This window comes from Arthrobacter sp. NPDC058130, assembly GCF_042884475.1.
In the GTDB taxonomy this organism is placed as follows: Bacteria; Actinomycetota; Actinomycetes; order Actinomycetales; family Micrococcaceae; genus Arthrobacter.
Genome location: NZ_JBHVTV010000024.1, coordinates 1 through 25842, shown reverse-complemented (window position 1 = coordinate 25842; position 25842 = coordinate 1). Strand labels below are relative to the sequence as shown.

Genomic DNA, 25842 nt, shown 5'->3' with positions numbered 1-25842 from the left:
GCCCTCACGGTGAGGGGCGGACCCGGCCGGTCCGCTGTGCTGTGTTGTGCGGTGTTGCGCTGTGTTGTTGAGGGCAGTGCCGCCCGCCCGGCTAGGTGGCCAGGTGGGTGGGGCCGAACATCTTGAGCAGGGTTTCGACGACGACGACGTTGGGGCCGTCCGCGGCGAAGCCGGCCTTCAGTGCGTCCCCGACGTCCTCGGGGGCGACCCGCACGGCCGGGACGCCGAAGGACTCGGCGAGCTTGACGAAGTCGGGCCGGGACAGCTCGGTGGCGGTGGCCTTGCCGAAGGCGCCGACCATGTATTCGCGCAGGATGCCGTAGCCGCCGTCGTCCACGATCAGCCAGGTGACCGGGATGTTGTGCTGCTTCGCGGTGGCGAGCTCGGAGATGGAGTACATGGAGGAGCCGTCGCCGGACACGGCCAGCACGCGTGCCGAACCGCCGGGTTTTCCGGTGGTTTCCAGGCCCACGGCGCCGCCGATGGCCGCCGGGAAGCCGTAGCCGAGCCCGCCGGCGCCCTGGGCCGAGTGGAACTGGCCCTGCCGGGCGTCCCAGCAGCTCCAGCCCCAGTAGGCCGAGATCGTCATGTCCCAGAAGGTCTGCATGTCCGCGGGGACGGCCTCGCGGATGTCGGCCATGAACTTCAGTTCCTTGGCCAGGTCCTGGGATTCCAGCCGGGCCGTTACCTTCGCCAGGGTCTCCTTGACCAGGGCCTCGGGGGCGGTGCCGTGCCAGTCCGCGCGCTCTGCGTGCGGTTCCGTCAGGGCGGCGTCGAGCGCGGCGAGGGCCTGCCCGGCGTCGGCGCGGATGCCCAGGCCGGGCCGGTTGGATTCCAGCACCCGGGGCTCGGCGTCGATCTGGATGATCCGGCCGCGCGGTTCGAACGTGAAGTAGTTCGACGTCACCTCGCCCAGGGACGAGCCGATCACGATCAGCACGTCTGCGTCCTCGAGCAGATCCGTCATGTACCGGTCCTCGATCCAGGACTGCAGCGAGAGCTCGTGGTTCCACGGGAACGCGCCGTTGCCGCCGGGCGTGCAGATGACCGGGGCGCGGAGTTTCTCGGCGATGGAGAGCAGCGGCTTCTCAGCTCGCCCGCGGCGTGTGCCGCCGCCGGCGATGATCGCCGGCCGTTCCGCCGACGCGAGCCATTTGACCGCCTCGCGGACCAGCTCCACCCGGGGCGGGTTGTCGGCCGCTTCGGCCAGGGCATCCTCCACCGGGGGCACCATGATGGGATCCAGCAGGACATTCTGCGGGATTTCCAGCCATACCGGACCCTGCGGCGAGGAGATCGCCTCGGTCCAGGCATCCTGGATCGCCGAGGGAATCCCCGAGGCATGCTGGATCAGCCGCTGGGACTTGGTGACGTTCGCGGCCGAGGCCTTCTGGTCGTCGAGCTGGTGCAGCATGCCCTTGCGGCGGGCGCCCAGGCCTTCGAGGGGGATCTGGCTCGCCACGACCACCATGGGCACGCCCGTGGCGTAGGCCTCCTGCAGCCCGGCCAGGGACGTCAGCGCGCCCGGGCCGGTGGAGAGGAACAGGACACCGACCTCGCCGGTGGCGCGGGAATACCCGTCCGCGGCGAAGGCAGAGTTGTTCTCCACCCGGGAGGAGACAAAGTGCAGGTTCCCGCGGCCCATCGCATCGAACAGGCCCAGGGCGTGCTGGCCCGGGATGCCGAAGACGGTCTTGGCGCCGAGCGCCTCGAGGGTTTCGACGACGAGGTCCCCGCCGTTGCGGACGTTGGTGCCCTTGGTCGGGGCGGCAGTACCGGGGTCGAAGTCGATCACTTGAGGGCCTCCGCGGGTTCTGTGATCCGGATGGACTCGGCTGGTGTGCTTGCGGACGGGGTGCTTACTGACTTGCTGCTTGCAGCCGCGCCGGCGAAGCCGGCGGGCCGGCGGGATTCCTGGCCAAGGGCCTGGGCCGCGTAGCCGTTCGGGGCACCGAAGCGGTCGCCTTCCACGGCGCGGTCCGCCATCAGGGTCACGAGCTCGTAGGCGACATGGCTGGCCGCCACGCCGGTGATCTCGGCGTGGTCGTACGCCGGGGCGACCTCGACGACGTCGGCCCCGACGAGGTTCATGCCGCGGAAGCCGCGGATGATTTCCAGCAGTTCGCGGCTGGTGAGGCCGCCGGCTTCCGGCGTGCCGGTGCCGGGTGCGTGCGCGGGGTCAAGGACATCGATGTCCACCGAGATGTACAGCGGGCGGTTCCCGATCCGGTCGCGGACCTTGGCCACCGTCTCCAGGACGCCCTGGTAGTAGACATCCGCCGAGGTGACGATGCCGAAGCCGAAGCGGTGGTCGTCGTCGAGGTCCTTCTTGCCGTAGAGCGGGCCGCGGGTGCCGATGTGGCTGATGGCCTCGGTGTCCAGGATGCCTTCCTCGACGGCGCGGCGGAAGGGCGTGCCGTGCGTGTACTCGGCGCCGAAGTAGGTGTCCCAGGTGTCCAGGTGCGCATCGAAGTGCAGCATGGCGATGGGCCCGCCGGCGCGCTCGGCGGCGGCGCGCAGCAGCGGCAGGGCGATGGTGTGGTCGCCGCCAAGGGTCACCAGCTTGCTGCCGGACGCCGTCAGGTCCAGGGCGTTCTGCTGGATGGTTTCGATGGCGTCGTTGATGTTGAACGGGTTGACGGCCATGTCGCCGGCGTCGGCCACCTGGATGTTTTCGAAGGGGCTGATGTCCCAGGCCGGGTTGTACGGCCGCAGCAGCCGGCTGGCCTCACGGACCGCGTTGGCCCCGAAGCGGGCGCCGGGGCGGTAGGAGACGCCGGAGTCGAACGGCACGCCGACCACCGTGACGTCCGCCTTGGCCACCTGGTCCAGGCGCGGCAGGCGGGCGTAGGTGGCGGCCCCGGCGTAGCGCGGGACGCGGGATGAATCGATGGGGCCAAGGTTGCCATTGGCCTCGATGCGCAGCTCTTCCAAAAGAAGCCTCTCCTTCGAGGATTGACCGACGGTTGTGACAGCCATCATACACTCGAAGTTTCGCATTGCGCATCATTTGTTTACCTAGACTCGGATTCGGAGCCTGCTCCTCCGAGCCGCCCGGGCCCGGAGGCCCGCCACCAGCCCCGGTCTCACGCGATGGCCAAGGCGCCCCGCTCCCCCGTCCGGACGCGGACGGCGTCGCGCACGTCAATGATCCAGATCTTTCCGTCGCCGAAGGCGCCGGTGCGCCCGCCTTCAACGATGGCGGCCAGGACGGCGCCCAGGGCGTCCTCGTTGACCAGCACCTCCAGCCGCACCTTGGGCAGCAGGTCCGAGTTGTATTCGGCGCCCCGATACACCTCGGTGTGGCCCCGCTGCCGGCCATAGCCGCTGGCCTGGCTTACCGTCAGCCCGTTGACTCCGGACCGCTCCAGGGCTGCGCTGACGGCGTCAACCCGGTCCGGTCGCACAATGGCCGTCACGAGCTTCATGTCGACACCTTGCCGCGGGCGGCCTCACTTTCGGGCTGGGTCTGGGGCTGGGCTTGGGTTGCCGCAGCCTCGGTCTTTGGATGCGGGTCACCGGGGTGGAAGCTGCCGCCGACCATGAGGAGTTCGTAGGCAGTTTCGGCGTGCTCGGTCACGTCGATGCCGGAGAGCTCGTCGGCCTCGGAAACGCGCATGCCGATGGCCTTGTGGATCGCGAAGCCAATCAGGGTGGTCATGGCGGCGCTCCATGCCGTGACAATCAGCGCGGTGAGAATCTGTGGCCAGAACTGCGCCAGGCCGCCGCCGTAGAAGAGTCCGCCGCCGGTCTTGGCGGATGGAAGCGCGAAGAATCCGAGGGAGAGTGTCCCCCACAGGCCGCCAACGAAGTGCACGGCCACGACATCCAGGGAGTCATCGAGTCCGATCTTGAACTTCAGCCCAACGGCGAGCGCGCAGGCCACCCCGGCGATTGCGCCGATCAGGATTGCCCCGACGGGGTCGATGAAGCCGCAGGCCGGGGTGACGGCCACGAGTCCAGCGACTGCGCCCGAGGCGGCGCCGAGCGAGGTGGCATGCCCGTCCCGCAGACGCTCGACGAACAGCCAGCCCAGCAGGGCGGCGCTCGTGGCGAGCAGTGTGTTGGTCCAGGCCAGCGCGGCGGTGGCGTCGGCGGCGAGTTCGGAGCCTGCGTTGAAGCCGAACCAGCCGAACCAGAGCAGCCCTGCGCCGAGCATGACGAACGGCAGGTTGTGCGGGCGGATGTTGGGGTCCTTCATGAAGCCGAGCCGCTTGCCGAGGACCACCGCCAGCATGAGTCCGGCGATGCCGGCGTTCATGTGGACCACAGTGCCGCCGGCGAAGTCGAGGGCCGAGATCTTGCTGCCGATGATGCCCGTGGGCCCGAAGATCCCGCCGCCCCAGACCCAGTGCGCGATCGGCGCGTAGACGAGCGTGACCCAGAGGGCGGCAAAGAGCAGCCAGGGGCCGAACCTGACGCGCTCGGCGACCGCGCCGCTGATCAGGGCGACGGTGATGATGGCGAACGTGGCCTGGAAGCCGACGAAGATCATGTCCGGCAGGCCTGGCGCCTTCGAGCCGATGCTGCTGGTCAGCCCGCTCAGGCCGAAGTTGGTGAAGGGGTCCCCGACGAAGCCGCCGAGGGCGTCCGGGCCGAAGGCCAGGCCGTAGCCCCACAGGGCCCAGACGACAGCCACGACGCCCATGGCACCGAAGCTCATCATCATGATGTTGAGGACTGACTTCATTCTGACGAGGCCGCCATAGAAGAAGGCGAGCCCGGGGGTCATCAGGAGGACAAGGGCGGACGCTGTAAGCATCCACGCCGTCGATCCGGGGTCAAGGACCTGCGGATCCACTTCCATTCCTACTGCAAGAACAGAGAAATTCATTGCGGGAGCCTTCCTCGAGTGCCGGCGCTCCGAGGGCGCCGATTCGGCGAGACCATGTGTCGTGTGGGACTGCTGCACGTCCCCCGCGGATGACGCTACCCACGGCATGTTTCGGGAAGGCTTTCCGATTCTTGCGGGCACGTTACGGGACGGCTCCGGGCATTAATTTGCCGTTTCCGGCAGATTTCCGGGATGTGACGTACATCTCACCAGGGCCGTCCCGCCACGAACCGCGCAGGTCAGCTGTATTTTAGGCTGAGCAGCAGGCGCTTCAGCTGGCTGTACTGCTCGGTGATCATCCAGGCCTTGGCGGAATCGACGGAGGCGAACGCCGGGCTGCCGAAGAGCACCTTGGCTTCGGCCCCGCCGTTGGCAAAGCTGATGTAGGCGGAGCCGGAGTTGGAGACTGACGGCGCGAAGTCGCGCTCCTTGCGGACGCTCATGTGGAAGTCGGACTGGTCGGCGAAGGAATCAAACGCGAAGCCGAAGGCCAGCTGTTCGCCGTCGACGTCTTTCAGCCCCGGCACCGGAGCGGCGTCCAACACGGTACGGGCCACCGGGCCTGAGGCGCTGCTGCCGTTGGTGCTGCTGACGATCGAGGCCACTTCATTGCCCGTGGAGTCGGCGATGACGGCCTGCACGCCCTGCAGCTTGCTGGCGTTCTCGGCCGAGCCCACCGTCCGGATGGACCAGTTGCTCGGGTACGAAAAGGACAGGTGCCCGTCCGGGAAGGTAAACATCTTCACGCCCGCCACCGCGCTCGCCGTCGGCGTGGCGGAAGCGGAAGGAGAGGCGGCGCTGGAGGTGGGCGTGGCGGCCGGGGCGGAGGACGCTGCCGATGCCGCGGCGGATTCCTGCGACGCCGGGGCCGTGGTCGCGGAACCGGCAGGGCCGCTGCCCGCCTCGCCGGCACGCTGGGCCGGCGCGGCACAGGAGCTGAGGCCAAGTGCAGCCGCGAGCGCGGCGGCCAGCGGCAGGGACAGAAAGACGTTCTTGCGGTTCATGGAATCCCCCAGTTGAACTGACGTGCGGTTTCGGCTCGTCTTCTATATTTCCAGATGGCCCGGATTGGTTACTTCCAGTCTGCCCTCAACGGCTGGCGGCGGGCACCAGCACCCAGAGCACCTCGACGGCGTCGTCCGTGGGATTGACCCAGGTGTGGGGTTCCCGGCCCGGGAAGGTCACGGTGTCCCCGGTGCTGAGCTCGAATTCCTCATTGGTGAGGATCAGCCGGATGCTTCCCTTGACCACATGCAGGACGTCGACATCGCAGTCCACGGCGTAGAGCTCGGACTCGCCGCGCCCGCGCGGTTCGATCACCGCCTGGATGATCTGGACCCGGCGCTCGGAGCGTGCGGTCAGGAGCCGCTCGACGATCCCCTCGCCGCCGAGCGAGATCCGGGGACCTTCGTTCTGTTTTGTGAGGTGGGTTTCGGGGGCGGCGAAGAGGTCGCCGATCGAGATGGACAGGACCTGGCACAGCGTCACCAGGGAGGCGACAGAGGGCGAGGTGAGGTCGCGCTCGACCCGGCTCAGGAACCCCTTGGTGAGCCCGGTGGCGTCGGCGACCTGTTCAATCGTGAGCCGCTGGGACTGCCGGGCGGCACGGATCCGCGAACCGATGGCAACGGGAACGTTGCTCGGTTCAACTGGTAGAGCCTTCATCTACGAACCTTTCACGGCCGGCCGCTTGGCCCCATCATTGGAGCAATCCTAGCCGGAGCGGGCCTTCGTGACGCGGATGCGGCGAAGGCACGCAGGGCATCTTGACTGTTACCGGGGTCACAACGTACGCTTTTTGGCAACATGTGTTGCCTATTAGGCAATACCGGACGTTCCGACGGACATCCTCCTCCAACCCCGTCACGCAGCAGCAGACTTGCCGAACGCATCGTTGAGGCCCGGCAATCCCCGCACACGCTGCCAACCAGCTCCAAGGAGCCCTTAAAATGGACGCAAGTTTCGTCAACATCGCCATTGTGGTGGTGTACCTGATCGCCATGCTGGCGTTCGGCTGGTGGGGCAAGTCCCGCACCAAGAACAACAGCGACTTCCTTGTCGCCGGCCGCCGTCTCGGCCCGTTCCTCTACACCGGCACCATGGCCGCCGTCGTCCTGGGCGGTGCCTCGACGGTCGGCGGCGTGGGCCTTGGCTACAAGTTCGGCATCTCCGGCATGTGGCTCGTGGTCGCGATCGGCGCCGGCGTCCTGCTGCTGAGCCTGCTCTTCGCCCCCACCATCCAGAAGCTGAAGATCTACACGGTTTCGCAGATGCTGACCCTGCGCTACGGCACCAAGTCCACGCAGACCTCAGGCATCGTCATGCTCGCGTACACGCTGATGCTGTGCGCCACCTCCACCAGCGCGTACGCCACCATCTTCGTGGTGCTCTTCGGCTGGGACCGCGCGCTCGCCATCGCCGTCGGTGGCTCGATCGTGCTGATCTACTCGACTATCGGCGGCATGTGGTCCATCACCCTGGCGGACCAGGTTCAGTTCGTCATCAAGACTGTTGGAATCTTCGTCCTGATGCTGCCATTCACGCTCAACGCCGCCGGCGGCCTCGACGGCATCCGCGCCCGTGTTGACGCCAGCTTTTTCCAGATCGACGGCATCGGTGTCCAGACGATCATCACCTATTTCGTCGTCTACACCCTCGGCCTGCTGATCGGCCAGGACATCTGGCAGCGCGTGTTCACCGCCAAGACGCCCCAGGTGGCGCGCTGGGGCGGCTCCACCGCTGGCGTCTACTGCATCCTCTACGGTGCGGCCGGCGCCCTGATCGGCCTCGGCGCCCGCGTCGCACTGCCGGACATCGACGTCGCCAACCTGGGCAAGGACGTTGTCTACGCCGAGGTCGCCACGCAGATCCTGCCGATCGGCATCGGCGGCCTGGTGCTCGCCGCGGCTGTCGCCGCCATGATGTCCACTGCCTCCGGCGCACTGATCGCCGCCGCCACCGTGGCCCGCGCCGATGTGCTGCCGTTCGTCGCCAGCTGGTTCGGCAAGAACATCAACACCGCCGACACGGACAACCCGGAACACGACGTCAAAGCCAACCGCATGTGGGTCCTGGGGCTCGGCATCGTGGCGATCATCATCGCCGTTATCACCAAGGATGTCGTCGCGGCGCTCACCATCGCCTACGACATCCTTGTCGGAGGCCTGCTCGTGGCCATCCTCGGCGGCCTGGTGTGGAAGCGCGGCACCGGTCACGCAGCGGCGGCCTCCATGGCGGTGGGTTCAATCATTACCCTCGGCACCATGATCATCCTGGAGATCAACGCCGCGGTACCGCTGGACGGGATCTACGCCAACGAACCGATCTACTTCGGCCTGGCGGCCTCCGCGATCGTCTACATCGCGGTGTCACTGCTGACCAAGCCCACGGATCCCGCGGTCATGGAGAACTGGAAGCGGCGGGTTGCCGGCGAGGCATCCGAGGACGAATCGATTACTGTTCCGGCGCACTAGTTTTCGCTGGTTTAGGTTCCGCTGGCTTAGGTTCCGCGGGATAAGTCCGACGGCGGTGCCTCCCCTCACAGGGGGAGGCACCGCCGTCGGACGTTAAAGCCTTTAGCGAATCACTCATTCTCCTCAGGCTCAAGGAACTCCTCCCCTTCCAGGGACACCACAGGTTTCTCGTCGCCCAGGAAGTCCTCGGCGTCCAGGGGAACCAGCCGATCGGCCTCTTCGAGGAGCCCCTCTTCCTCCGTTTCCGCGGCGTCGCTCACGGGCGCATCTTCGGCGTAGTCGTATGCGGGATCGGACTCGAGGGACTCCCGGGCCGGCTGGCCGGGATGTGATCCGGTGATATCCATGGTGCAACCTCCGTGCGACTCGGTGGCGGCAAGCCCCGGGGAGCCCGCCCTGGGTTTCATTCGAACACCGCGGACACGGACGGTCAAGGTCCCGCAAGTGCCACGGGAAAACAGCTGCGGGCGGCCCCGGCGAGGCAGTCCCGTTACGGCCTCCCTAAACCTTCCGCTGAGGACGGCCAGCCGAAAAAGCGCGGAAATACGGGGTAGTCTGGAGACGCAATGGGGCCGGACCACGCCCGACCAAACCCAGGAGTTTTTCGTGTCTCAGCACACCGAATCGAACCGCAACGATTCTTCGCAGCCACACCCGACACAAGCCTCTTCGGGCGGCACCACGGACCCGGCAGCCCGGTCCGGCCTGAATTCGGATCCCAGCGCCGCGGACATCAAGCGCTGGCGCCAGTATCTCGCCGATGAGCGCGCCGAAGCGGCCGTCTACCGGGACCTGGCGCAGAACCGCGCAGGCGAGGAGCGTGCCATCTTGCTGGCGCTGGCCGAGGCCGAGGGGCGCCACGAAGCCCACTGGCTGCAGTTGCTCGGCGAGCACGCCGGCAAGGACCGGCATGCCTCCCTCCGCAGCCGGTTCCTGGGCTTCCTGGCCCGGCACTTCGGCTCGGTCTTCGTCCTGGCCCTGGCACAGCGGGCGGAGAGCCGCTCCCCCTACGCCACTGAATCGTTCGCCACGCCGGCCATGGTCGCTGATGAGCAGATCCACGAAGAAGTGGTCCGCGGGCTGGCCACCCGGGGCCGGAACCGCCTGGCGGGAACGTTCCGCGCCGCCGTCTTCGGCGCCAACGACGGGCTGGTCAGCAACCTGTCCCTGGTGATGGGCATGGCGGCCTCGGGCGTGGGCAGCCAGGTGGTGCTCCTCAGCGGCGTCGCCGGGCTGCTGGCCGGTGCGCTCTCCATGGGGGCCGGCGAATTTATTTCCGTGCGCTCGCAGCGGGAGCTCCTCGCCGCAACCCGCCCCACCCAGATCACGCTGGCGGCAGCCCCGCTGCTGGATATCGAACACAACGAACTCCTGCTCGTGTACCTGGCCCGCGGCATGTCCCGGGAGGCGGCCGAGCACCGCGTCGCGGAGCGGATGGGCCTGCTGGACTGCGACTGCGACCCGAGCCTGTCGCTGCGGCCGGAACTGCCCGAAACCGGGGACGAGCACGAGGCCGTCGGCACCGCGTGGGGCGCGGCGGCGTCGAGCTTCTGCTTCTTCGCCTCCGGCGCGATCGTGCCCATCATTCCGTTCCTGCTGGGCATGACAGGACTGGCCGCCCTGGTGGTGTCGGCGGTCCTCGTCGGATTGGCGCTGCTGCTCACCGGCGGCGTCGTGGGCCTGCTCTCCGGCACTTCGCCGGCCACCCGCGGCCTGCGCCAGCTGGCGATCGGCGTGGGCGCCGCCGGCGTGACCTACCTGCTGGGCTTGGTCTTTGGCGCCGTGGTTGGCTAGTGGACGGCCCTGAATTCAGGGACCGCGGGCCGCGGCACAGCCGGCCCGCCACCGCACTGCGGGTTGTCAGGAACCTTGCCGCCGCTGCCGTGATCGCCAGCGGGGCCTTCCTCACGGCCGGACTTGTCTACGGCGATCCCCGATTCACCGGCCTGTTCGAGGTCAGCCGCGGACCCGGGCACATTGCCGGCCGTGACTTGCAGGCACAGCCGCGGTCCGGGCAGGAGTCGGGCCAGCCTGCCGTGCCGGCCACCGGGGACCGGGCGGACACTCCCCCGCCCGGCCTCGAGGAGCAGGACCAGCCCCTCGGCACGCCCCGGAAACCGGAGGGCGCCAGCACCTCGTACAAGTTCCTCGCAACGAACGACGACGGCACCCCGGTGGGTTATTCGCCGTGCCGGCCGCTGCACTACGTGATCAACGCCGCCCTGGCGCCGCATGGTGCCGAACGGCTGGTGGAAGATTCCATCCGGACGATCTCGGAGGCCACCGGAATCACGTTCATCAGCGACGGCCCCACAACGGAGACTCCCTCGCCAACCCGGGCGCCCTACCAGAAGGACACCTACGGGGACCGGTGGGCGCCGCTGCTGATCGCCTGGACCACACCGGAACAGGCCCCGCAGCTCAAAGGCCCGGTGATCGGCACCGGCGGCAGCACCCACTTCAGTTTTGGCGACGGTCCCAAGAGCTTTGTCACCGGCAGCCTGGAACTGGATGCCCCGCAAATCGCCGAGGACCTGGACCGGGGCGATGGTGCGGCCTATGCCACCGCCGTGATCCTGCACGAACTCGGCCACGTGATGGGCCTGGAGCATGTGGATGACCCGGCCCAGCTGATGTACCCGGAGATCGGCGCCCCGGACGGGCTTGCCGACGGCGACCTGAACGGACTCTACGAGCTCGGCCACGCCCAGTGCCGCAAGGATCTCTGACCGGCCGACATGCCAGGAACCCCCGCCCCTCCCCAGTTGCGCTATCACTTTTGGCGGCCATTCGGGGGTTTTAAGGCCTAAAACTGATAGCGCAACGGGGTGGGATGCGGGGGCGGGCCAGGACTGGGGGCTCGGGGGGCTCGGGGTCAGGAGACCTGGAGGCCGCCGTTGATGTCGTACGTGGCCGCGGTGATGTAGCCGGCGTCCGGGCCGAGCAGGAACGAGATCAGGGCCGCCACTTCCTCGCGGCTGCCGACGCGTCCCATCATGATCCCTTCGGACATCTGGGCCTTGCGGTCCTCGCTCAGCGTGCCGCCCATGATGTCGGTATCGATCGGGCCGGGGGCGATGGCGTTGACGGTGACGCCGAATTCGCCCACTTCGCGCGCCAGTGCCCGGGTGAATCCGATGATGCCGGCCTTGGAGGCGCTGTAGGCGACTTTGGAGTAGGTGCCGCCGCCGCGCTGCGCGGAAATCGAGGAGATGCTCACAATCCGGCCGAGCTTGCGCTCGATCATGCCTTTGAGCACGCGCTGGGAGACGATGAAGGATCCGCGCATGTTGATGGCGAACACCTTGTCCCATTCTTCGACGGTGGTGTCCATGAACGGTGTCGGGGAACTGATGCCGGCCAGGTTGGCCAGGGCAACGATCGGGGGCAGCGAGCCCTCGATCTCGGTGATGGCCCGGTCTACCGACGCGGAGTCGGAGACGTCCGCGCCGACACCGATGGCCTTGACGGCACGGTTGGAACCGATCTCGGCGGCAGCGGCGGCGGCGTCCTCGGCGTTGATGTCCAGGATGGCGATGGACCAGCCCTCGCTGGCAAGGCGGTCGGCGGCGGCGCGGCCGATGCCGCGGGCCGACGCTGCGCCGGTCAGGACGACGGTGCGCTCAGTGGGGAAGGGGGTAACTGATGTCATGACGGGAGTTCCTTCAGGGAGTTCGGATCAGGGTACTTTGGCCGGGTCGACGGCGGCAGCCGCCGCGACTGCGGGGTCAAGGGCAGCGTCGCCTTCCGGGCGCTTGCGGGCGTAGAGGTAGGTGGCCAGGGCGGTGAGGCACAGGCAGAGGGAGAGGAACAGCAGGCCGCTCTGGTTGCTGCCGGTGGCGTCCTTGAGGAGGCCGACGGCGTACGGGGAGATGAAGCCGCCGAGGTTTCCGAGGGAGTTCACCAGGGCCAGTCCGGACGCGGCGGCCGCACCGGTCAGGGCGGCAGAGGGCATCGAGAGGAACGGGGCGATGGCACCGTAGATCCCCATGGCCGAGAGCGTCAGGCCGACCATCGCGAGGAACGGGTTGACCGGCAGCAGGTAGCCGGCAGCCAGGAGTCCAACGCCCGCGAGCACCATGCTGACCGCTGTGTGCCAGGCGCGCTTGCCGGTCCGGTCCGCGCGCTTGCTCCAGAAGTAGACGAATACTGCGGCCACGGCGTAGGGGATGAAGACGATGAAGCCGACCTCGGCCGTGGAGAACTTGCCGAGGGCTGCGACGATGGTGGGCATCCACAGGCCCAGGCCGTAGATTCCGCACACCAGGCCGAAGTACAGGGCGGAGTAGACCAGGGTGCGCTTGTCCTTGAGCCCGGCCATGAAGTTGTGCTTCCCGGACTGGGACTTTGCCGCCAGTTCGGCGTCCATGGTGGCGGCGAGCCAGTTGCGCTCGTCGACGTCGAGCCATTTGGCGTCCCGCGGGCGGTCCGTCATGAGGATGGGTGTCAGGAGTCCGAGGGCGATCGCCGGGATGCCTTCGATGATGTAGAGCCACTGCCAGCCCTGCAGGCCCATGATGCCGTCCATCTGCAGGAGGAGCCCGGAGACCGGGGCACCGAGTGCGTTGGATACCGGCTGGGCGAGGATGAAGATGCCCAGCACGGTGACTCGCTGCGCGGCGGGGAACCACAGCGTCAGGTAGAACAGGATCGCCGGGAAGAACCCGGCCTCGGCGGCACCGAGCAGGAACCGGATGATGTAGTAGGTGGTCTCACCGTTCACCAGGCACATGGCGGTGGCGAAGATGCCCCACGTGATCAGGATGCGGGCCAGCCACTTGCGGGCTCCGAACCGGTACATGCCCGCGTTGCTGGGAACCTCGAGGAGGGCGTAACCGAGGAAGAAGATGCCGGCGCCAAGGCCGTAGGCAGCGGCGGTCAGGCCGATGTCCTCGCTCATGGTGAGTTTGGCGAAGCCGACGTTGTTGCGGTCCAGGTAGGCAACGAAGTAGAGCAGGACAATCAGGGGCATGACGCGACGGCGGACCTTGCGGAGCGTGCGGTCGCCCAGTTCGCCGAGTCCGGAGGACTTGGGGGCTAATGAAGTCATCATCGACCTTCTTACGTGAGTTCCTGCCCTGCGGCTGTGCCGGGTGAGGAAGTCGGTGGATTGGGGTGGAGATCCTGCCCGCGTGGAAGCGTGGGGTGCAGGATGTTTATTTGAGTCAGATGTCAGACATCTGATTCAAGGACTAGGCACGAGCTTAGAATGTGATTCGGATTACGTCAAGGGCCTTGGGATGGACGTCAGGACTTGACGCCGCGCACGTAGCGCTCGTAGTCCGCATTGGTCTGGTCCATGTGCTCATCCATGGCCTGCCGCGAGCGCTCGGCGTCGCCGCTCAGGATGCTGTCCAGGACCCGCTGGTGGTAATCGATGGCGTGCTGCTGGATCACGCTGACGGCCGACGTTTCGCGCCGGGTCATGTACAGCAACTGGCCCAGCTGGCCGAACAGGGCACGGACGAAGGGATTGCCGGAGGCCCTCAGGACGGCATCGTGGAAGCCAATGTCCGCTTCGACGAAGCGGTCCAGGTCGCCGGCCTCGTGGAAGCGCTTCATGTCCGCGATGCACGCGCGCATCTGCTCGGCGTGCTCCGGGGTGTAGCGCTTGGCGGCGAGCGCCGCGGCCCCGGTCTCCACCATGCGGCGCATCTCGATCAGTCCCACCGAGACCTGTTCGGCCGCGTTGCCATGCGAAGCCGCCTTGAAGATCGCGTCCAGGCCGGTCCAGTTGTCCGTGGGATTGACGAACGTCCCCCGGCCGGCCTTCACGTAGAGGATGTTTTGAGCGCGGAGGGCCTTGAGGGCTTCGCGCACGGTCAGCCTGCTGACGCCGTAAGCTTTGGCGATGTCGGCTTCCGGCGGAATCGTGCTGTGCGGCTGGAGCTTGCCGTCAAGGATTTCGGTCAGCAGGCCGTCGACGAGCTCGTCGACCAGAGTCCTGCGGCCCATCCCGATTCCCACCTTCAGTCGCGTTTCGTGCTCCCATCCACATTACCCAAGTCCGCAGACCCGGCCATGTATGCGTCGAGCTTGGCCAGCGTCTGTTCCAGGTTGCCCGGATGGCGGCGCAGGTAGCCCGCCAGCCGAAGAAGGCTCTTGCCGCGGACCTGCCGCGCGTCCCATTGCTCGGTGACCAGCGTGCCGGCGGTTCCGTCCGCACCGCTGGACGGTTCGAGCAGGTAGCGCCACACGTGGCCGTAGAAGTGCCGCCACGCGATCCGGCGGCCTTCCTCGAACTCGCAGACGCTGTTGAGGATTTTGTAGTTCACCCGCATGTTCATGTGCATGCCGAACCTGGCGCCGAGGTACAGCCGCCGGGGCCCGCGCGACTGGGCGCCCTTCACGGTGTCCGAGCCGTCGATCACGCTGTGAAGGGCGGGCGTGGCGAGCACGTCGAAGATGGCTTCCGGGGCGGCCGGGATGTACCGGCTGCGGGACACGAGGTAACGGGCGCTCATCTGGCAATCCTAGTCCGGGATCATGCTGCAGAATGAGGCATGCAGACTTCCCGCAACCTCCCCGGCGGCCGGCCGCGGATCGGCGTTCCCGTCCGCCTCAGCAGCTCCTTAGACCCTGACCCGCGTGTGGCGGAAGCCAACGGATTGTTCGAGTACATCGTGGAGCTGCTGCGTGAGGGCGGCGGCGAACCGGTGCTGCTCACCGCCGTGGAGCCGGCCGACGGCGGCCTTGCGGCGGCGCTGACGACCCTTGACGGCGTCGTGCTTCCCGGTGGCGGCGACCTCGACCCCGGCCTTTACGGCGAGGAGCAGACCGAGGTCTGCTACGACGTCAACCAGGCCCAGGACGCGCTGGACGTCACGGTGGCGCGGCAGGCGATCGACGCCGGGCTGCCCGTGCTCGGCATCTGCCGCGGGCACCAACTGCTCAACGTGCTCTATGGCGGAACCCTGGTCCAGGACATGGCGCCGGGAACCGTGGTGCACCACGAGGCCGCGCCGGTGCACGGGTCCGGCCCGTGGGCCTGGCATGAGGTGGGCGTCCGGGCCGGCTCCAAGGTGGCCGCCTTGTACGGCAGCGAATCTGGTGCCGTGAGCGTGAAGATCGCGTCCGGCCACCATCAGGCCGTGGCCCGGGTGGCCGAAGGGTTGACGGTGACGGCCGTGGCCGATGACGGGACGGTCGAGGCGCTGGAGGATCCGGAGCGCTGGGTGGCTTCGGTCCAGTGGCACCCCGAGGCGCTGGAAATCCCGGCCGGGGAGCGGCTCGCCCCGTTCCGGGCCTTCGTCGAAGTGTGCCGTGCCCGCCGCTGAGGCCAGATGAAACGGAGACCAGATGACCGGAGACCCCGGGGCTATGAGCCCCGGGGTCTGCGTTTCACTGCATTCTGCCAGACCAGCCGGCGGCGCTCACCGCTCACCCGGCGGCGCTCACCTGGCGACGCTGAGGGCCACGCGGACCGGCACGCCGGTGGCGAGCGATTCCTGGGCGGCGTCGGCCACCCTGGAGGCCGCCACGGCGTCTTCCGGGGTGCAGGGGTTCTCCCGGCGGCCAAGGATCAGCTCCACAAAGGCGGCCATCTCGGAGCGGTAGGCCGCCTCGAACCGCTCGGCGAATGTCAGGTGCGGCTTCCCCACGGGGAACGTGATTCCGGCTTCGGCGGAGGCCAGCGCCGTCTTGTCGTCCAGGCCCACCATCAGCGAACTGCGGGAGCCCTGGATTTCCAGCCGGACATCATGGCCGGCCCCGTTGTAGCGGGTGGCGGAAACCGTTCCCACTGTGCCGTCGTCGAACGTCACCAGCGCGAGGGCCGTGTCCACATCGCCGGCTTCGCCGATGGCCGGGTCCCCGTTGTTGGAGCCCTTGGCGTACACCTCGACGATTTCCCGGCCCGTGAGCCAGCGCAGGATGTCGAAATCGTGGACCGAGCAGTCCCGGAACAGCCCGCCGGAACTGGCCAGGAACTCCACCGGCGGCGGCGTCATGTCGCAGGTGACGGCCCGCAGGGAGTGGATCCAACCCAGTTCGCCGGCCTGGTAGGCACGGCGTGCCTCAAGGTAGCCGGCGTCGAACCGGCGCTGATGCCCGATCTGCACCACGGCCTGGCGCTCCCGGATGTAATCGAGCACCGGCAGGGCATCGGCGACGTTCAGGGCCACGGGCTTCTCGCAGAACACCGGGATCCCGGCGTCCACCCCGGCCTTGATGAGCTCAGGGTGGGTTCCGGTTCCGGTGGCGATGACCAGGCCGTCCAGCCCGGAGCCCAGCAGGGCCTGGACCGACGGCAGGAATTCGGCACCGAGGCCGGAGGCCACGGTCCGGGCGTGCTCTTCGGCGACGTCCGTGAGCCGGAGCCGGACGTTGATCCCGTCCGGATTCAGGACCTCGTTGAGGGCGGCGATGTTGTTGGCGTGCATGACGCCGATCCGTCCGACCCCGACGAGTCCGAGTACGACGTCCCTCATGCGGCTGCCTTCGCGGTCACGGTGAACGCCGAACGGAAGGCCTCCAAGGCCGCATAGCTGTCCCCGCTGGCCCATGCTTCCATACCCACGGTCCCTTCGTAGCCCGCGTCCGCGAGCGCCCTGGCGACGGCCGCGTAGTTGATTTCCCCGGTTCCGGGTTCACAACGGCCTGGAACGTCCGCCAGCTGGATTTCGCCGATGTATGGCAGGGCTTTCCGGACGAGTTCGATCAGGTTCCCCTCCCCCAGTTGGGCGTGGTAGAGATCCAGCATGAGCCTGGCGTTCGGGTGCCCGGCGGCCTGCACCAGCGCCAGGGTGTCCTTGGCGCGGGCCAGCGGGATGCCGGGGTGGTCCAGGATGGTGTTCAGATTCTCAAGGCAGAACGTCACCCCGTGCTTCGCACCGAGGTTCCCGAGCCGTTCCAGGGTCCGGGCGCCCGTGGCCCACATGTGGCCGCTGGACCGGTAGACCGGCCGGGCTGCCTGGCCGTCGACAAGTTCGGCCGGGTGGACCACCAACCGGCTGACGCCAAGCTCCAGGGCCGTAGGGATCAGGGTCTCGGCCGTCCGCACAACATCGTCCGCCGTGTCCGGGTCCACGAGGCTGCCGGACGTATATCCGGTCATGGACGAAAACACCGCCCCGGTGGCCTTGAGCGCGCCGATGTCCTTGGAGCGCGAGTCCCAGAGTTCGACGTCGAAGCCCGCCTCGTGGATCCGGCGCACCCGCTCCGTGAACGGCAGGTCGGTGAAGACCATCTCGGCGCACACGGCAAGCCGCATCAGAGGACCGCCTTCTCGTTGACGGCCACTGTGTTGACCGTTGCCGGGGTCCCCTGCTTGACCGATTCGATGCAGGCCAGGGCGATGGCCAGCGCGCGCCGGGCGTCATTGGCCACCGGGGTGAGGGTGAACGGCTTCGCCGACGGCTCCGTACTGTCACGCCGGCCGTCGCGCCGTGCCCGGACCTCGTCGGCGAAGTCTACAAGCTCATCCGTGTAGGCCTGGCGGAAGAGTTCGACGTTCAGCCGCGGAGTGTCGGCGGACATCCCCTCGGCGGTGAATCGGCGGGCGGCGGTTTCGGTGGACCGTCCGGCCTGGACCATGCCGCGGGAACCGAAGACCTCCCCGCGGATGTCGTAGCCGTACAGTGCGCTGAAGTTTGCCTCGGCGACGGCGATCGCGCCGTTGCTGTAGCGGATGGTCACGACGGCGGTGTCCAGGAGGCCCTGGTCCCGCAGTTCCGGCTCCACGAGCGCGTCGGCAACGGCGTAGACCTCCACGGGTTCGGCGCCTTCGTTGAACCAGTTGAGGGTGTCGAAGTCGTGAATGAGGGTCTCGATGAAGATGGTCCACGCCGGGATCCTTGCGGCGTGGCCGATGCTTCCGGTGCCCGGGTCCCGGGTCAGCGAACGCATCAGTTGGGGCTTCCCCGCGATCCCGGCGGCGAGGTCCTTCTTGGCCGCCTGGAAGTCCGCGGCGTAGCGGCGGTTGAAGCCGATCTGGAAGTGCACCCCGGCGGCGTCGACGGCGGCAAGGGCGACGTCGAGTTCCTGGAGTCCCTGGCCGGCGGGCTTTTCGCAGAAGACGTGCTTTCCGGCGGCCGCGGCTTCGCCGATCAATGCGGAGTGGAAGCGCGCGGGGCTGGCGATGACCACCGCGTCGATCTCCGGGTCGGAAAGGAGGTCGGCGGCGTCGGCGGTCACCTTCGCGGTGCCCAGGGCGCCGGCCAGCGCCTCGGCGGATTCCAGGTTCGGATCCGCGATGGCGGCCAGGACGGCGCCGGGGACCCGGCGGGCGATGCTCTCGGCGTGGAAGGCGCCCATCCAGCCGGAGCCGATCAGACCGATCCGCACGGGCACGGACATATCGGAGGGGTTGCCGTTCAGGTAAGCCAAAGGCTTTGTCCTTTCGAGAATTGGGACGGCGCTTACGCGTACGTGTTGCCGGTCGTCTGGGCCACGTCGGCGACTTCGCCCTGGACTTCCTTGACGATGTCGCCGTGGCCGCCGAGTTGTTCGAGTTCGTGGGCGAGTTCGGCGAGTTCGGCGCCGCCGGCCATCTGGGCTGTGAGCTCGTCGAGGGTGATGTCTTTCTTGTCGTAGTAGCCGATCGACTTGCCGCGTTTGAGCAGCAGGAACCGGTCACCGACGGGGAAGGCGTGGTGCGGGTTGTGGGTGATGAAGATGACGCCGAGGCCACGGTCGCGGGCCTGCAGGATGTAGCGCAGGACCACACCGGACTGCTTCACGCCCAGGGCCGCGGTGGGCTCGTCCAGGATCAGGACCTTCGCGCCGAAATACACGGCCCGAGCGATCGCGACGCACTGGCGTTCACCGCCGGAGAGCTGGCCGATGGGCTGCTCCACATCGCGCAGGTCGATGCCCATCGCGGCGAGTTCCTTCAGCGTGATCTCCTTCATCTTCTCGACGTCCAGGCTCTTGAACGGGCCGAACCCGGAGGTCAGTTCGGAGCCAAGGAAGAAGTTCCGCCAGATCGGCATCAAGGGCACCACCGCGAGGTCCTGGTAGACCGTGGCGATGCCGACGTCCAGGGCGTCCCGGGGGGAGGTGAATGTGCGGTCCTCGCCCATCACCTTCAGGGTCCCGGCGTCGTGCTGGTGCAGCCCGGCGATGATCTTGATCAGGGTGGACTTGCCCGCGCCGTTATCGCCCAGGACGCAGGTGACGCGTCCGTTGTCCACGGCCATGGTGACATCGGAGAGGGCGATGATGTTGCCGTAGTGCTTGGCGACCCCGTCGAGGGAGAGCAGGTGCACCGGGGTGTGGGTGAGCGGGTCTTTTTCGTTCTGCAGCAGGGTCTGCTGGTCGATCTCTTTGGCATTCATTTCCGGGCCCCTTTTACTTCAGTTCCGCGCGGCGCTTGACGATGAGGTTGACGATGGTGGCCAGCAGCAGCATCAGGCCCAGGAAGAACTTGAACCAGTCCGGGTTCCACTGGGCGTAGACGATGCCCTTGTTGGCCATGCCGAAGATGAACGCGCCGATCGCGCCGCCGATCGCCGATCCGTACCCGCCGGTCAGGAGGCAGCCGCCGATCACCGCGGCGATGATGTAGAGGAACTCGTTGCCCACGCCCTCACCGGACTGCACGGCGTCGAAGGCGAAGAGGTTGTGCATGCCCAGGATCCAGGCGCAGAACCCCACGGCCATGAACAACCCGATCTTGGTGGCCTTGACCGGCACACCCACCGCGCGGGCCGCGTTCGCGTCCCCGCCGACGGCGAAGATCCAGTTCCCCACCCGGGTCCGCATCAGCACCCAGGTGGCCACCGCGACGAGCGCGAACCAGATGAACACGGTGATCTTGACCTCGACGCCGCCGATGCTGATCGAGGAGGCGAAGACCGCATGGGCGGAGGCGAAGCCGTCCATGTTCGAGATCGAGGGTGAGGACACCGAGCCGCCGATCAGCCGGGTCAGGCCCAGGTTCAGGCCGGTCAGCATCAGGAACGTCGCCAGGGTCACGATGAAGGAGGGCAGCTTGGTCTTGATCAGGATCCAGCCGTTGATGAACCCGATCGAGAGGGACACCACCAGGGCCAGGCCCACGCCGACCCAGACGTTGGTGCTGAAGTTCCAGCTGAACAGCGACGCGGTCAGCGCCGAGGTGATCACCGCGACGCCGGTGGAGAGGTCGAACTCCCCGCCGATCATCAGCAGGGACACCCCGACGGCCATGATCCCGATCGTGGAGGAACCGTACAGGATGGTCGCGAAGGCGTTGGGCTGGGTAAACGTCGGGGACACCAACGCGAAGAAGATGAAAAGGACGATCGCGCCCACCAGGGCACCGACCTCGGGACGTCCCAGCAGTTTCTGGAACGGACTGCGCTTGGCGACGCGCTCATCGGGCGCCGCTGACTCTGTCTTAGTCTGGGTGATGGTCATGATGATTCTCCTTGCTGCCGGGCCGGCGCAGGGCCGGCCCGGCCAGCGGACTGTTAGCGGATACCCTGCTGGGCGAACTTCAGGACATCAGCCGCATTGCTCTTGTCTACGATGCTCGGGCCGGTGAGGACCGACTGTCCGCCGCCCAGCTTGAATCCGCCGCGCTTGTTCTGCCACAGCGCATCGACTGCGCCGTAACCCTGCAGCCACGGCTGCTGGTCCACGGTGAAAAGGACAGCTCCGTCAACGATCTTCTGGGCGAGATCCGCGTTCAGGTCGAAGCTTGCTACCTTGGCGGAGCTGCCGGCATCCGTGACCGACTTGAGGAGCGTGAGGGTGATGGGGGCGCCGAGGCCGATGATGACGTCGGCGTCCTTGGAGGCCTGGAGCTTGGCGGTCGCCGTGGACTGAACGGCGGTCATGTCCTTGCCGTCGACGTAGAGGATTTCCGTTCCGGGCACCTTAGCCTTGACGCCTGCGCAGCGCGCTTCAAGGCCGACGTGACCCTGCTGCTGAATCACGCAGACCGGGTGTTTGTAGCCCTCCGCCGCGAGCTTGGTGCCGACGGCCTCGCCGGCGAGCTGCTCGTTGGAACCGAAGTGAGTGAAGGCGCCGAGGGCCTGGGAGACCCCTTCACCGGCGTTGAGGCTTACGACGGGGATGCCGGCGTCGGTGGCCTTCTTCAGGACGTCCTTCAGGGCGTCCGGCGTGGCGAGGGTGACAGCGATGCCGTCAACCTTCTGGTCGATGGCCTGCTGGACGAGCTGGGCCTGGCGCCCGGCTTCGGGGTCGGAGGTGTAGAGGAGCTCAACGTTGTCCTTCGCCGATGCCTCCTCGGCGCCCTTGCGGACGATGTCCCAGAAGGTATCGCCGCCCGAGGCGTGGGTGATAAGGGCGACCTTGAGCCGGGGCGTCGAGACGGCCTGGCCGCCACCGCCGGCTGCGTTGCCGGTGTCTGCGGGCTTGCCGCCTGTACTGGAACACGCGCTCAGGGCCAGCATGGGTACAACGGCCGCCACGAGGGTCGCCTTCCGCCACGAGAACTTGGTCACGATCAATCTCCTTTGATTCTGGGCCACGCCGGCCGCTTCATCGCGTCGGTCCGTGAGCCATCTACCACCGATCATGGTGACTCCAATCACAGTTGTCAATAGTTTGTCCTGACATTAGGATGTTTTGACGTAACGCAATGCGACTGAGGCGACATTTTCGCCAAACCGACCATTCCAGAAGTACCCGCCAGCCCCATACTCCCCCGGCGTCCAACACGAACCCTTGGCCGCTCTTGGCAGCCCTGCTACTATCAGAAAAAGGCAGTATGTCCTATCAAGCGAACATGCGCCTGACATACGCGGACAGGCCTGCACTACGGCCGCCGCGGAGCACAAGGGAGCGCGCCCAGTGGCGAATCAACTAAATCTGCGGATCGACCGTTCTTCCCCCGTGCCTCTGTACCACCAAGTGGTGCAGGGCATCGAGGCCGCGATCCACACGGGCCTGCTGGAGCCCGGCAGCCGGCTGGAAAATGAGATCGATCTGGCCGCCCAGCTCAATCTTTCCCGCCCCACGATGCGCAAAGCCATGGACGAGCTGGTCCGTTCGGGGCTCCTGGTGCGCAAACGCGGCGTGGGCACGCAGGTGGTGTCCAGCCAGGTCCGCCGTCCGCTGGAGCTCTCCAGCCTCTACGACGACCTCAGCAACAACGGCAGCAAACCCACCACCGATGTGCTGAGCTTCTCGCATGAGGAGGCGGACGCCTCGATCCGGACGGCACTCCAGCTTCCTGCCGGCGCCAAGGTGTACCACTTCACCAGGCTCCGGAAAGTCGGCGGCAAGCCGCTGGCCCTGATGGAGAACTGGGTGCGCGATGACATCACGTCCATCGACGAGGCCGGCCTGGCCTCACAGGGCCTCTACGCCATCCTTCGCAACGGCGGCGTGAACTTCCGCCTGGCCTCGCAGCGGATCGGCGCAATGATCGCCAACGATTACCAGGCCCCGCTGCTTGAGACCACGGCCGGCTCCGCCCTGGTCACCATGGAGCGCACCGCCGTCGACGACACCGGGCGCATGGTGGAAACCGGCCACCACGTCTACCGGGCGGATTCCTACAGCTTTGAAATGACACTGGTTCAAAGATGAGGGTCCACAGCTAAGACTTCACAGGCAAGGGTTCAGGGACGGGCGCTCAACCACCGGCGCAACCATCTCCGACCAGACATACGCGCCTTCCTCCGGCGCGACAACGAAAGGGCAGCTTCCATGGCCAACTGGGTCTATCCGCTCGGCACCGCCTCCGACGGCAAGTGGGACATTTCCATCGGTGCGTCCGATTCCGCACTGGCGGTGGACGGCTGGGCACACACCGGGCTGAAGGTCGCCACGCTGGCGGCCGGCGGTGCCGTCGGACTGGACGCCGCGGCGGAGGAACGCATCGTGATCCCGCTCAACGGCTCCTTCGTGGCGACGGTGGACGGCCAGGACTATCCGCTGGCCGGCCGGGACAGCGTCTTCAGCGGTCCCAGCGATGTGCTCTACACGGGAACCGGCAAAGCGGTCACCATCACTTCGGCCGACGGCGGCCGGGTGGCGGTAGCCACCGCCCCGGCCAAGGCCTCCTACCCGGCCCGCCTCATCACGGCCGCGGAGACGCCGGTGGAACTGCGCGGAGCGGGCAACTGCTCGCGTCAGGTCCACAATTTCGGCACCCCCGCGGCATTGGAGGCGGACCGCTTCATTGTCTGCGAGGTCCTCACCCCGGCCGGCAACTGGTCCTCCTATCCCCCGCACAAGCACGATGAGGAAAAGGACGGCGAGACCAGCCTCGAGGAGATCTACTACTTCGAAACCCGCGTGACGCCCGGGGCACCGCAGCGTCCGGGCGCCGAGGACGCCATCGGCTACCAGCGCGTCTATGCCTCCGATGAGCGGCCCATCGACGTTTCGGCCGAGGTCCGGACCGGCGACGTCGTCCTGGTGCCCTACGGCTGGCACGGGCCCGCCATGGCTGCCCCGGGCTACGACATGTACTACCTCAACGTCATGGCGGGGCCCGGCCCGGTCCGCGAGTGGCTCATCAGCGACGACCCGCACCACGGCTGGATCCGCCAGACCTGGGAGGACCAGGACCTGGACCCGCGGCTGCCGTTCGGCCGCTAGGCCCGCTGCAGTTCCGTCTCGGTCTCCGCCTCGGCTTCGGTCCCGATACCGGAGCTGACGACGTCGGCCGGCCGGCCGGCGTCGTGCTTCTTCGCAGCGGCTGCCGCGAACGCCATGACCGCCAGGCCAAGCAGGGTGATCCCGGCGCCGGCCCAGATCGGCGACGTGTAACCGAGGCCGGCGGTGATGGTGATGCCGCCCAGCCAGGCCCCCAGGGCGTTGCCGACGTTGAAGGCGCCGATGTTGGCACCGGAGGCCAGGGTGGGGGCGCTGCTGGCGTACTTCATCACGCGCATCTGCAGCCCGGGAACCGTGGCGAAGCCGAAGCCGCCCAACAGGACCATGGTGGCGATGGTCACCGGCTGGTTACCGGCGGTCAGGGCGAAGGCCACGAGCACCACCACCAGGACGGCGAGCACCACGAGCAGGGTGCGGTCCACATTCCTGTCGGCCGCCTTGCCGCCGAGGGTGTTGCCGATGAAGAGCCCGACGCCGAAGAGGATCAGCAGCCACGGGACGGTGGTGGCGGAGAAGCCGGTGACCTCGGTCAGGGTGAACGCAATGTAGGTGAAGGCGCCGAACATGCCGCCGTAGCCGAGGATGGTGACCAGGATGGAGAGCCAGACCTGTCCGGAGCGGAAGGCACGGAGCTCGCCGCGCAGGCCACCAGGGGCAGGTGTGGAATCCGCGCCGCTCTCCCCGGAGCCGGTCTTGGGCACAAGGGCGAGAATGCCGGCGAGGGCGAGGACGCCAATCACCGTGATCGCCCAGAACGTGGCGCGCCAGCCCGCGGCCTGGCCCAGCATGGTGCCGAACGGGACACCCAGCACATTCGCGGCCGTGAGGCCGGTGAACATGATCGCGATCGCGCCGGCCTTCTTGTTGGGCGCCACCATGCTGGCCGCCACCACGGCGCCAATGCCGAAGAACGCACCGTGCGCGAGCGCGGCAATAATGCGGCCGGCCATCATCAGTCCGTAGTCGGGGGCGATGGCGGAGACCAGGTTGCCGGCGATGAACAGCACCATCAGCACGGCCAGCACCGGCTTGCGCTCGAATCGCGTCACGGCCGCGGTGAGGCCCAGCGCTCCGACCACGACGGCGAGCGCGTAGCCGGAGATGAGCCAGCCCGCGGTGGCCTCGGTGACGTGGAAGTCTGCGGCCACTTGGGGCAGCAGGCCCATAATGACGAACTCGGTGAGTCCGATGCCGAACCCGCCGAGGGCGAGGGCTATCAGGCCAACAGGCATGGAGGTGCTCCTTACAAAGCTGTACGGAAGGGGGTATGGCGCGTAAGCTAGTAGTTGCAGACGCGTGATTTATTGGTGCATTAGAAATTGTTGCACAAGCAGATACAGCGCGCAAGCAACTATTATTTGATGTGTCCGGCAGCACCAAGTCGGGCACGCGAGCTGAAGGGAATCAGCAGATGGGCATCAAGGACGACGCCGTCGAGGTCCGGGCGCAAGGCTGGCGGACCCTGGCGGCCCTGCACGGCCTGATCGAGGCCGAGCTGGAGCGTTCCCTGCAGGCCGAGGCGCAGCTCTCGGTGGTGGAATACACCGTGCTGGACGCGCTGAGCCGGCAGGACGGCTGGCATATGCGGATGCAGCAGTTGGCCCGTGCCACGGCGCTGAGCGCGAGCGCCACGACGCGCCTGGTCAACCGGCTCGAAGACCGCGGGCTGCTGACCCGGATCCTGTGCGCGGATGACCGCCGCGGGATCTACACCGAACTCACGCCCAGCGGCATCACGCTGCTCGAGCAGAGCAGGCCGGTCCACGACGCCACGCTGGAGCGGGCACTGGCCGAGGCCCAGGAAGTCCCGGAACTGGCACCGCTGGTGGACGCCCTCCCCCGGCTGCACGCCGGCGTCTAGGGCGACAACTGCCCAGCGCGACGCCGCGATCTAACGCAGAAAGCCCCGCCCCACGGAAAACCGTGAACTGCTCCCCGGAAGTTGGACTGAGAAATTCAGTTCTGACTCCCGGGGAGCAGTTTTTTGCATTCACATAGTTCGTTATCCGAAGAGCAGCG

The 25842-nt window shown here is 67.4% G+C and carries 25 protein-coding genes; 7 read left to right on the top strand and 18 right to left on the bottom strand.

Annotation, left to right across the window (positions count from 1 at the left end; translation table 11 throughout):
* Positions 1 to 91: 91 nt before the first annotated feature.
* The 6 genes from ACFVTM_RS22770 to ACFVTM_RS22745 form a co-directional block, all read right to left on the bottom strand.
* Positions 92 to 1795: a thiamine pyrophosphate-binding protein gene (locus tag ACFVTM_RS22770; RefSeq protein ID WP_390206480.1), complete on the bottom strand. Its 1704-nt coding sequence runs from the start codon at positions 1793 to 1795 to the stop codon at positions 92 to 94.
* Positions 1792 to 2934, bottom strand: a complete 1143-nt coding sequence (gene speB, locus ACFVTM_RS22765) for an agmatinase (RefSeq protein ID WP_390206478.1) — start codon at positions 2932 to 2934, stop codon at positions 1792 to 1794. The genes ACFVTM_RS22770 and speB overlap by 4 nt, the downstream gene beginning before the upstream one ends.
* Positions 2935 to 3086: 152 nt before the next feature.
* Positions 3087 to 3428: a P-II family nitrogen regulator gene (locus ACFVTM_RS22760; RefSeq protein ID WP_390206476.1), complete on the bottom strand. Its 342-nt coding sequence runs from the start codon at positions 3426 to 3428 to the stop codon at positions 3087 to 3089.
* Positions 3425 to 4834, bottom strand: a complete 1410-nt coding sequence (locus ACFVTM_RS22755; RefSeq protein ID WP_390206474.1) for an ammonium transporter — start codon at positions 4832 to 4834, stop codon at positions 3425 to 3427. Before ACFVTM_RS22755 ends, ACFVTM_RS22760 begins: the two co-directional genes overlap by 4 nt.
* A gap of 239 nt (positions 4835 to 5073) precedes the next feature.
* Positions 5074 to 5838 carry a hypothetical protein gene (locus ACFVTM_RS22750; RefSeq protein WP_390206472.1) on the bottom strand — a complete coding sequence of 255 codons (765 nt, stop codon included), beginning with the start codon at positions 5836 to 5838 and terminating at the stop codon, positions 5074 to 5076.
* Between the two features lie 85 nt (positions 5839 to 5923).
* Positions 5924 to 6499 (bottom strand): helix-turn-helix domain-containing protein, encoded by a 576-nt coding sequence (locus ACFVTM_RS22745; RefSeq protein WP_018775913.1) that lies wholly within the window; start codon positions 6497 to 6499, stop codon positions 5924 to 5926.
* Positions 6500 to 6783: 284 nt separating this feature from the next.
* Between ACFVTM_RS22745 and ACFVTM_RS22740 the strand changes: the two genes are divergently transcribed.
* Positions 6784 to 8307, top strand: coding sequence for a sodium:solute symporter (locus ACFVTM_RS22740; protein WP_390206470.1), 1524 nt, complete (start codon positions 6784 to 6786; stop codon positions 8305 to 8307).
* A gap of 110 nt (positions 8308 to 8417) precedes the next feature.
* Here ACFVTM_RS22740 and ACFVTM_RS22735 read toward each other — a convergent pair whose 3' ends face one another.
* Positions 8418 to 8654: a hypothetical protein gene (locus tag ACFVTM_RS22735; RefSeq protein ID WP_390206468.1), complete on the bottom strand. Its 237-nt coding sequence runs from the start codon at positions 8652 to 8654 to the stop codon at positions 8418 to 8420.
* Between the two features lie 259 nt (positions 8655 to 8913).
* On the opposite strand from ACFVTM_RS22735, the gene ACFVTM_RS22730 reads away from it, so the two are divergent.
* Positions 8914 to 10101 carry a VIT1/CCC1 family protein gene (locus tag ACFVTM_RS22730; protein WP_390206466.1) on the top strand — a complete coding sequence of 396 codons (1188 nt, stop codon included), beginning with the start codon at positions 8914 to 8916 and terminating at the stop codon, positions 10099 to 10101.
* Complete coding sequence (locus ACFVTM_RS22725) at positions 10101 to 11036, top strand: matrixin family metalloprotease (protein ID WP_390206465.1); 936 nt, start codon at positions 10101 to 10103, stop codon at positions 11034 to 11036. Before ACFVTM_RS22730 ends, ACFVTM_RS22725 begins: the two co-directional genes overlap by 1 nt.
* A gap of 146 nt (positions 11037 to 11182) precedes the next feature.
* Here the strand turns inward: ACFVTM_RS22725 and ACFVTM_RS22720 are convergent, their stop codons facing one another.
* The 4 genes from ACFVTM_RS22720 to ACFVTM_RS22705 all read right to left on the bottom strand — a co-directional run bounded on the left by ACFVTM_RS22720 (position 11183) and on the right by ACFVTM_RS22705 (position 14771).
* Positions 11183 to 11959 carry an SDR family NAD(P)-dependent oxidoreductase gene (locus ACFVTM_RS22720; protein WP_390206463.1) on the bottom strand — a complete coding sequence of 259 codons (777 nt, stop codon included), beginning with the start codon at positions 11957 to 11959 and terminating at the stop codon, positions 11183 to 11185.
* Between the two features lie 27 nt (positions 11960 to 11986).
* Complete coding sequence (locus ACFVTM_RS22715; protein WP_390206461.1) at positions 11987 to 13360, bottom strand: MFS transporter; 1374 nt, start codon at positions 13358 to 13360, stop codon at positions 11987 to 11989.
* A gap of 194 nt (positions 13361 to 13554) precedes the next feature.
* Positions 13555 to 14262: a FadR/GntR family transcriptional regulator gene (locus ACFVTM_RS22710; RefSeq protein WP_390206459.1), complete on the bottom strand. Its 708-nt coding sequence runs from the start codon at positions 14260 to 14262 to the stop codon at positions 13555 to 13557.
* 14 nt (positions 14263 to 14276) lie between these two features.
* Entirely contained in the window at positions 14277 to 14771 is a 495-nt protein-coding gene (locus ACFVTM_RS22705) for a polyketide cyclase / dehydrase and lipid transport (RefSeq protein ID WP_390206458.1), read from the bottom strand.
* A 39-nt stretch (positions 14772 to 14810) separates the two neighbouring features.
* On the opposite strand from ACFVTM_RS22705, the gene ACFVTM_RS22700 reads away from it, so the two are divergent.
* Entirely contained in the window at positions 14811 to 15584 is a 774-nt protein-coding gene (locus tag ACFVTM_RS22700; RefSeq protein WP_390206457.1) for a gamma-glutamyl-gamma-aminobutyrate hydrolase family protein, read from the top strand.
* 117 nt (positions 15585 to 15701) lie between these two features.
* Here ACFVTM_RS22700 and ACFVTM_RS22695 read toward each other — a convergent pair whose 3' ends face one another.
* Genes ACFVTM_RS22695 through ACFVTM_RS22670 form a run of 6 tightly spaced genes read right to left on the bottom strand, consistent with a single transcriptional unit; the run spans position 15702 to position 21698 of the window.
* Complete coding sequence (locus ACFVTM_RS22695) at positions 15702 to 16736, bottom strand: Gfo/Idh/MocA family oxidoreductase (protein WP_390206456.1); 1035 nt, start codon at positions 16734 to 16736, stop codon at positions 15702 to 15704.
* On the bottom strand, positions 16733 to 17518 hold the full coding sequence (locus ACFVTM_RS22690; protein WP_390206454.1) for a TIM barrel protein: 786 nt from the start codon (positions 17516 to 17518) through the stop codon (positions 16733 to 16735). Before ACFVTM_RS22690 ends, ACFVTM_RS22695 begins: the two co-directional genes overlap by 4 nt.
* Entirely contained in the window at positions 17518 to 18633 is a 1116-nt protein-coding gene (locus tag ACFVTM_RS22685) for a Gfo/Idh/MocA family oxidoreductase (protein ID WP_390206452.1), read from the bottom strand. Before ACFVTM_RS22685 ends, ACFVTM_RS22690 begins: the two co-directional genes overlap by 1 nt.
* Before the next feature lie 32 nt (positions 18634 to 18665).
* A complete protein-coding gene (locus ACFVTM_RS22680) occupies positions 18666 to 19583 on the bottom strand; it encodes an ATP-binding cassette domain-containing protein (RefSeq protein ID WP_390206451.1) in 918 nt (305 codons plus the stop codon).
* Between the two features lie 13 nt (positions 19584 to 19596).
* Positions 19597 to 20646: an ABC transporter permease gene (locus ACFVTM_RS22675; protein ID WP_390206449.1), complete on the bottom strand. Its 1050-nt coding sequence runs from the start codon at positions 20644 to 20646 to the stop codon at positions 19597 to 19599.
* Between the two features lie 53 nt (positions 20647 to 20699).
* Complete coding sequence (locus ACFVTM_RS22670; RefSeq protein ID WP_390206447.1) at positions 20700 to 21698, bottom strand: substrate-binding domain-containing protein; 999 nt, start codon at positions 21696 to 21698, stop codon at positions 20700 to 20702.
* Positions 21699 to 22047: 349 nt separating this feature from the next.
* Between ACFVTM_RS22670 and ACFVTM_RS22665 the strand changes: the two genes are divergently transcribed.
* The gene (locus ACFVTM_RS22665) at positions 22048 to 22788 is read left to right on the top strand and encodes a GntR family transcriptional regulator (RefSeq protein ID WP_390206445.1); all 741 of its coding nucleotides are present in this window, start codon (positions 22048 to 22050) and stop codon (positions 22786 to 22788) included.
* A 120-nt stretch (positions 22789 to 22908) separates the two neighbouring features.
* Positions 22909 to 23805, top strand: a complete 897-nt coding sequence (gene iolB / locus ACFVTM_RS22660) for a 5-deoxy-glucuronate isomerase (RefSeq protein WP_390206444.1) — start codon at positions 22909 to 22911, stop codon at positions 23803 to 23805.
* Here iolB and ACFVTM_RS22655 read toward each other — a convergent pair.
* Positions 23802 to 25055 carry an MFS transporter gene (locus ACFVTM_RS22655; protein WP_390206443.1) on the bottom strand — a complete coding sequence of 418 codons (1254 nt, stop codon included), beginning with the start codon at positions 25053 to 25055 and terminating at the stop codon, positions 23802 to 23804. The genes iolB and ACFVTM_RS22655 overlap by 4 nt on opposite strands.
* 179 nt (positions 25056 to 25234) lie before the next feature.
* On the opposite strand from ACFVTM_RS22655, the gene ACFVTM_RS22650 reads away from it, so the two are divergent.
* On the top strand, positions 25235 to 25684 hold the full coding sequence (locus ACFVTM_RS22650) for a MarR family winged helix-turn-helix transcriptional regulator (protein ID WP_390206441.1): 450 nt from the start codon (positions 25235 to 25237) through the stop codon (positions 25682 to 25684).
* Positions 25685 to 25842: the final 158 nt, after the last annotated feature.

Bases quoted from the DNA above. Each gene is read 5' to 3' on its own strand.
- ACFVTM_RS22760 (WP_390206476.1), bottom strand. From the start codon at position 3,428: ATGAAGCTCGTGACGGCCATTGTGCGACCGGACCGGGTTGACGCCGTC.
- ACFVTM_RS22755 (WP_390206474.1), bottom strand. From the start codon at position 4,834: ATGAATTTCTCTGTTCTTGCAGTAGGAATGGAAGTGGATCCGCAGGTC.
- ACFVTM_RS22750 (WP_390206472.1), bottom strand. From the start codon at position 5,838: ATGAACCGCAAGAACGTCTTTCTGTCCCTGCCGCTGGCCGCCGCGCTC.
- ACFVTM_RS22745 (WP_018775913.1), bottom strand. From the start codon at position 6,499: ATGAAGGCTCTACCAGTTGAACCGAGCAACGTTCCCGTTGCCATCGGT.
- ACFVTM_RS22740 (WP_390206470.1), top strand. From the start codon at position 6,784: ATGGACGCAAGTTTCGTCAACATCGCCATTGTGGTGGTGTACCTGATC.
- ACFVTM_RS22735 (WP_390206468.1), bottom strand. From the start codon at position 8,654: ATGGATATCACCGGATCACATCCCGGCCAGCCGGCCCGGGAGTCCCTC.
- ACFVTM_RS22720 (WP_390206463.1), bottom strand. From the start codon at position 11,959: ATGACATCAGTTACCCCCTTCCCCACTGAGCGCACCGTCGTCCTGACC.
- ACFVTM_RS22715 (WP_390206461.1), bottom strand. From the start codon at position 13,360: ATGATGACTTCATTAGCCCCCAAGTCCTCCGGACTCGGCGAACTGGGC.
- ACFVTM_RS22710 (WP_390206459.1), bottom strand. From the start codon at position 14,262: ATGGGCCGCAGGACTCTGGTCGACGAGCTCGTCGACGGCCTGCTGACC.
- ACFVTM_RS22705 (WP_390206458.1), bottom strand. From the start codon at position 14,771: ATGAGCGCCCGTTACCTCGTGTCCCGCAGCCGGTACATCCCGGCCGCC.
- ACFVTM_RS22700 (WP_390206457.1), top strand. From the start codon at position 14,811: ATGCAGACTTCCCGCAACCTCCCCGGCGGCCGGCCGCGGATCGGCGTT.
- ACFVTM_RS22695 (WP_390206456.1), bottom strand. From the start codon at position 16,736: ATGAGGGACGTCGTACTCGGACTCGTCGGGGTCGGACGGATCGGCGTC.
- ACFVTM_RS22690 (WP_390206454.1), bottom strand. From the start codon at position 17,518: ATGCGGCTTGCCGTGTGCGCCGAGATGGTCTTCACCGACCTGCCGTTC.
- ACFVTM_RS22680 (WP_390206451.1), bottom strand. From the start codon at position 19,583: ATGAATGCCAAAGAGATCGACCAGCAGACCCTGCTGCAGAACGAAAAA.
- ACFVTM_RS22675 (WP_390206449.1), bottom strand. From the start codon at position 20,646: ATGACCATCACCCAGACTAAGACAGAGTCAGCGGCGCCCGATGAGCGC.
- iolB (WP_390206444.1), top strand. From the start codon at position 22,909: ATGGCCAACTGGGTCTATCCGCTCGGCACCGCCTCCGACGGCAAGTGG.
- ACFVTM_RS22655 (WP_390206443.1), bottom strand. From the start codon at position 25,055: ATGCCTGTTGGCCTGATAGCCCTCGCCCTCGGCGGGTTCGGCATCGGA.
- ACFVTM_RS22650 (WP_390206441.1), top strand. From the start codon at position 25,235: ATGGGCATCAAGGACGACGCCGTCGAGGTCCGGGCGCAAGGCTGGCGG.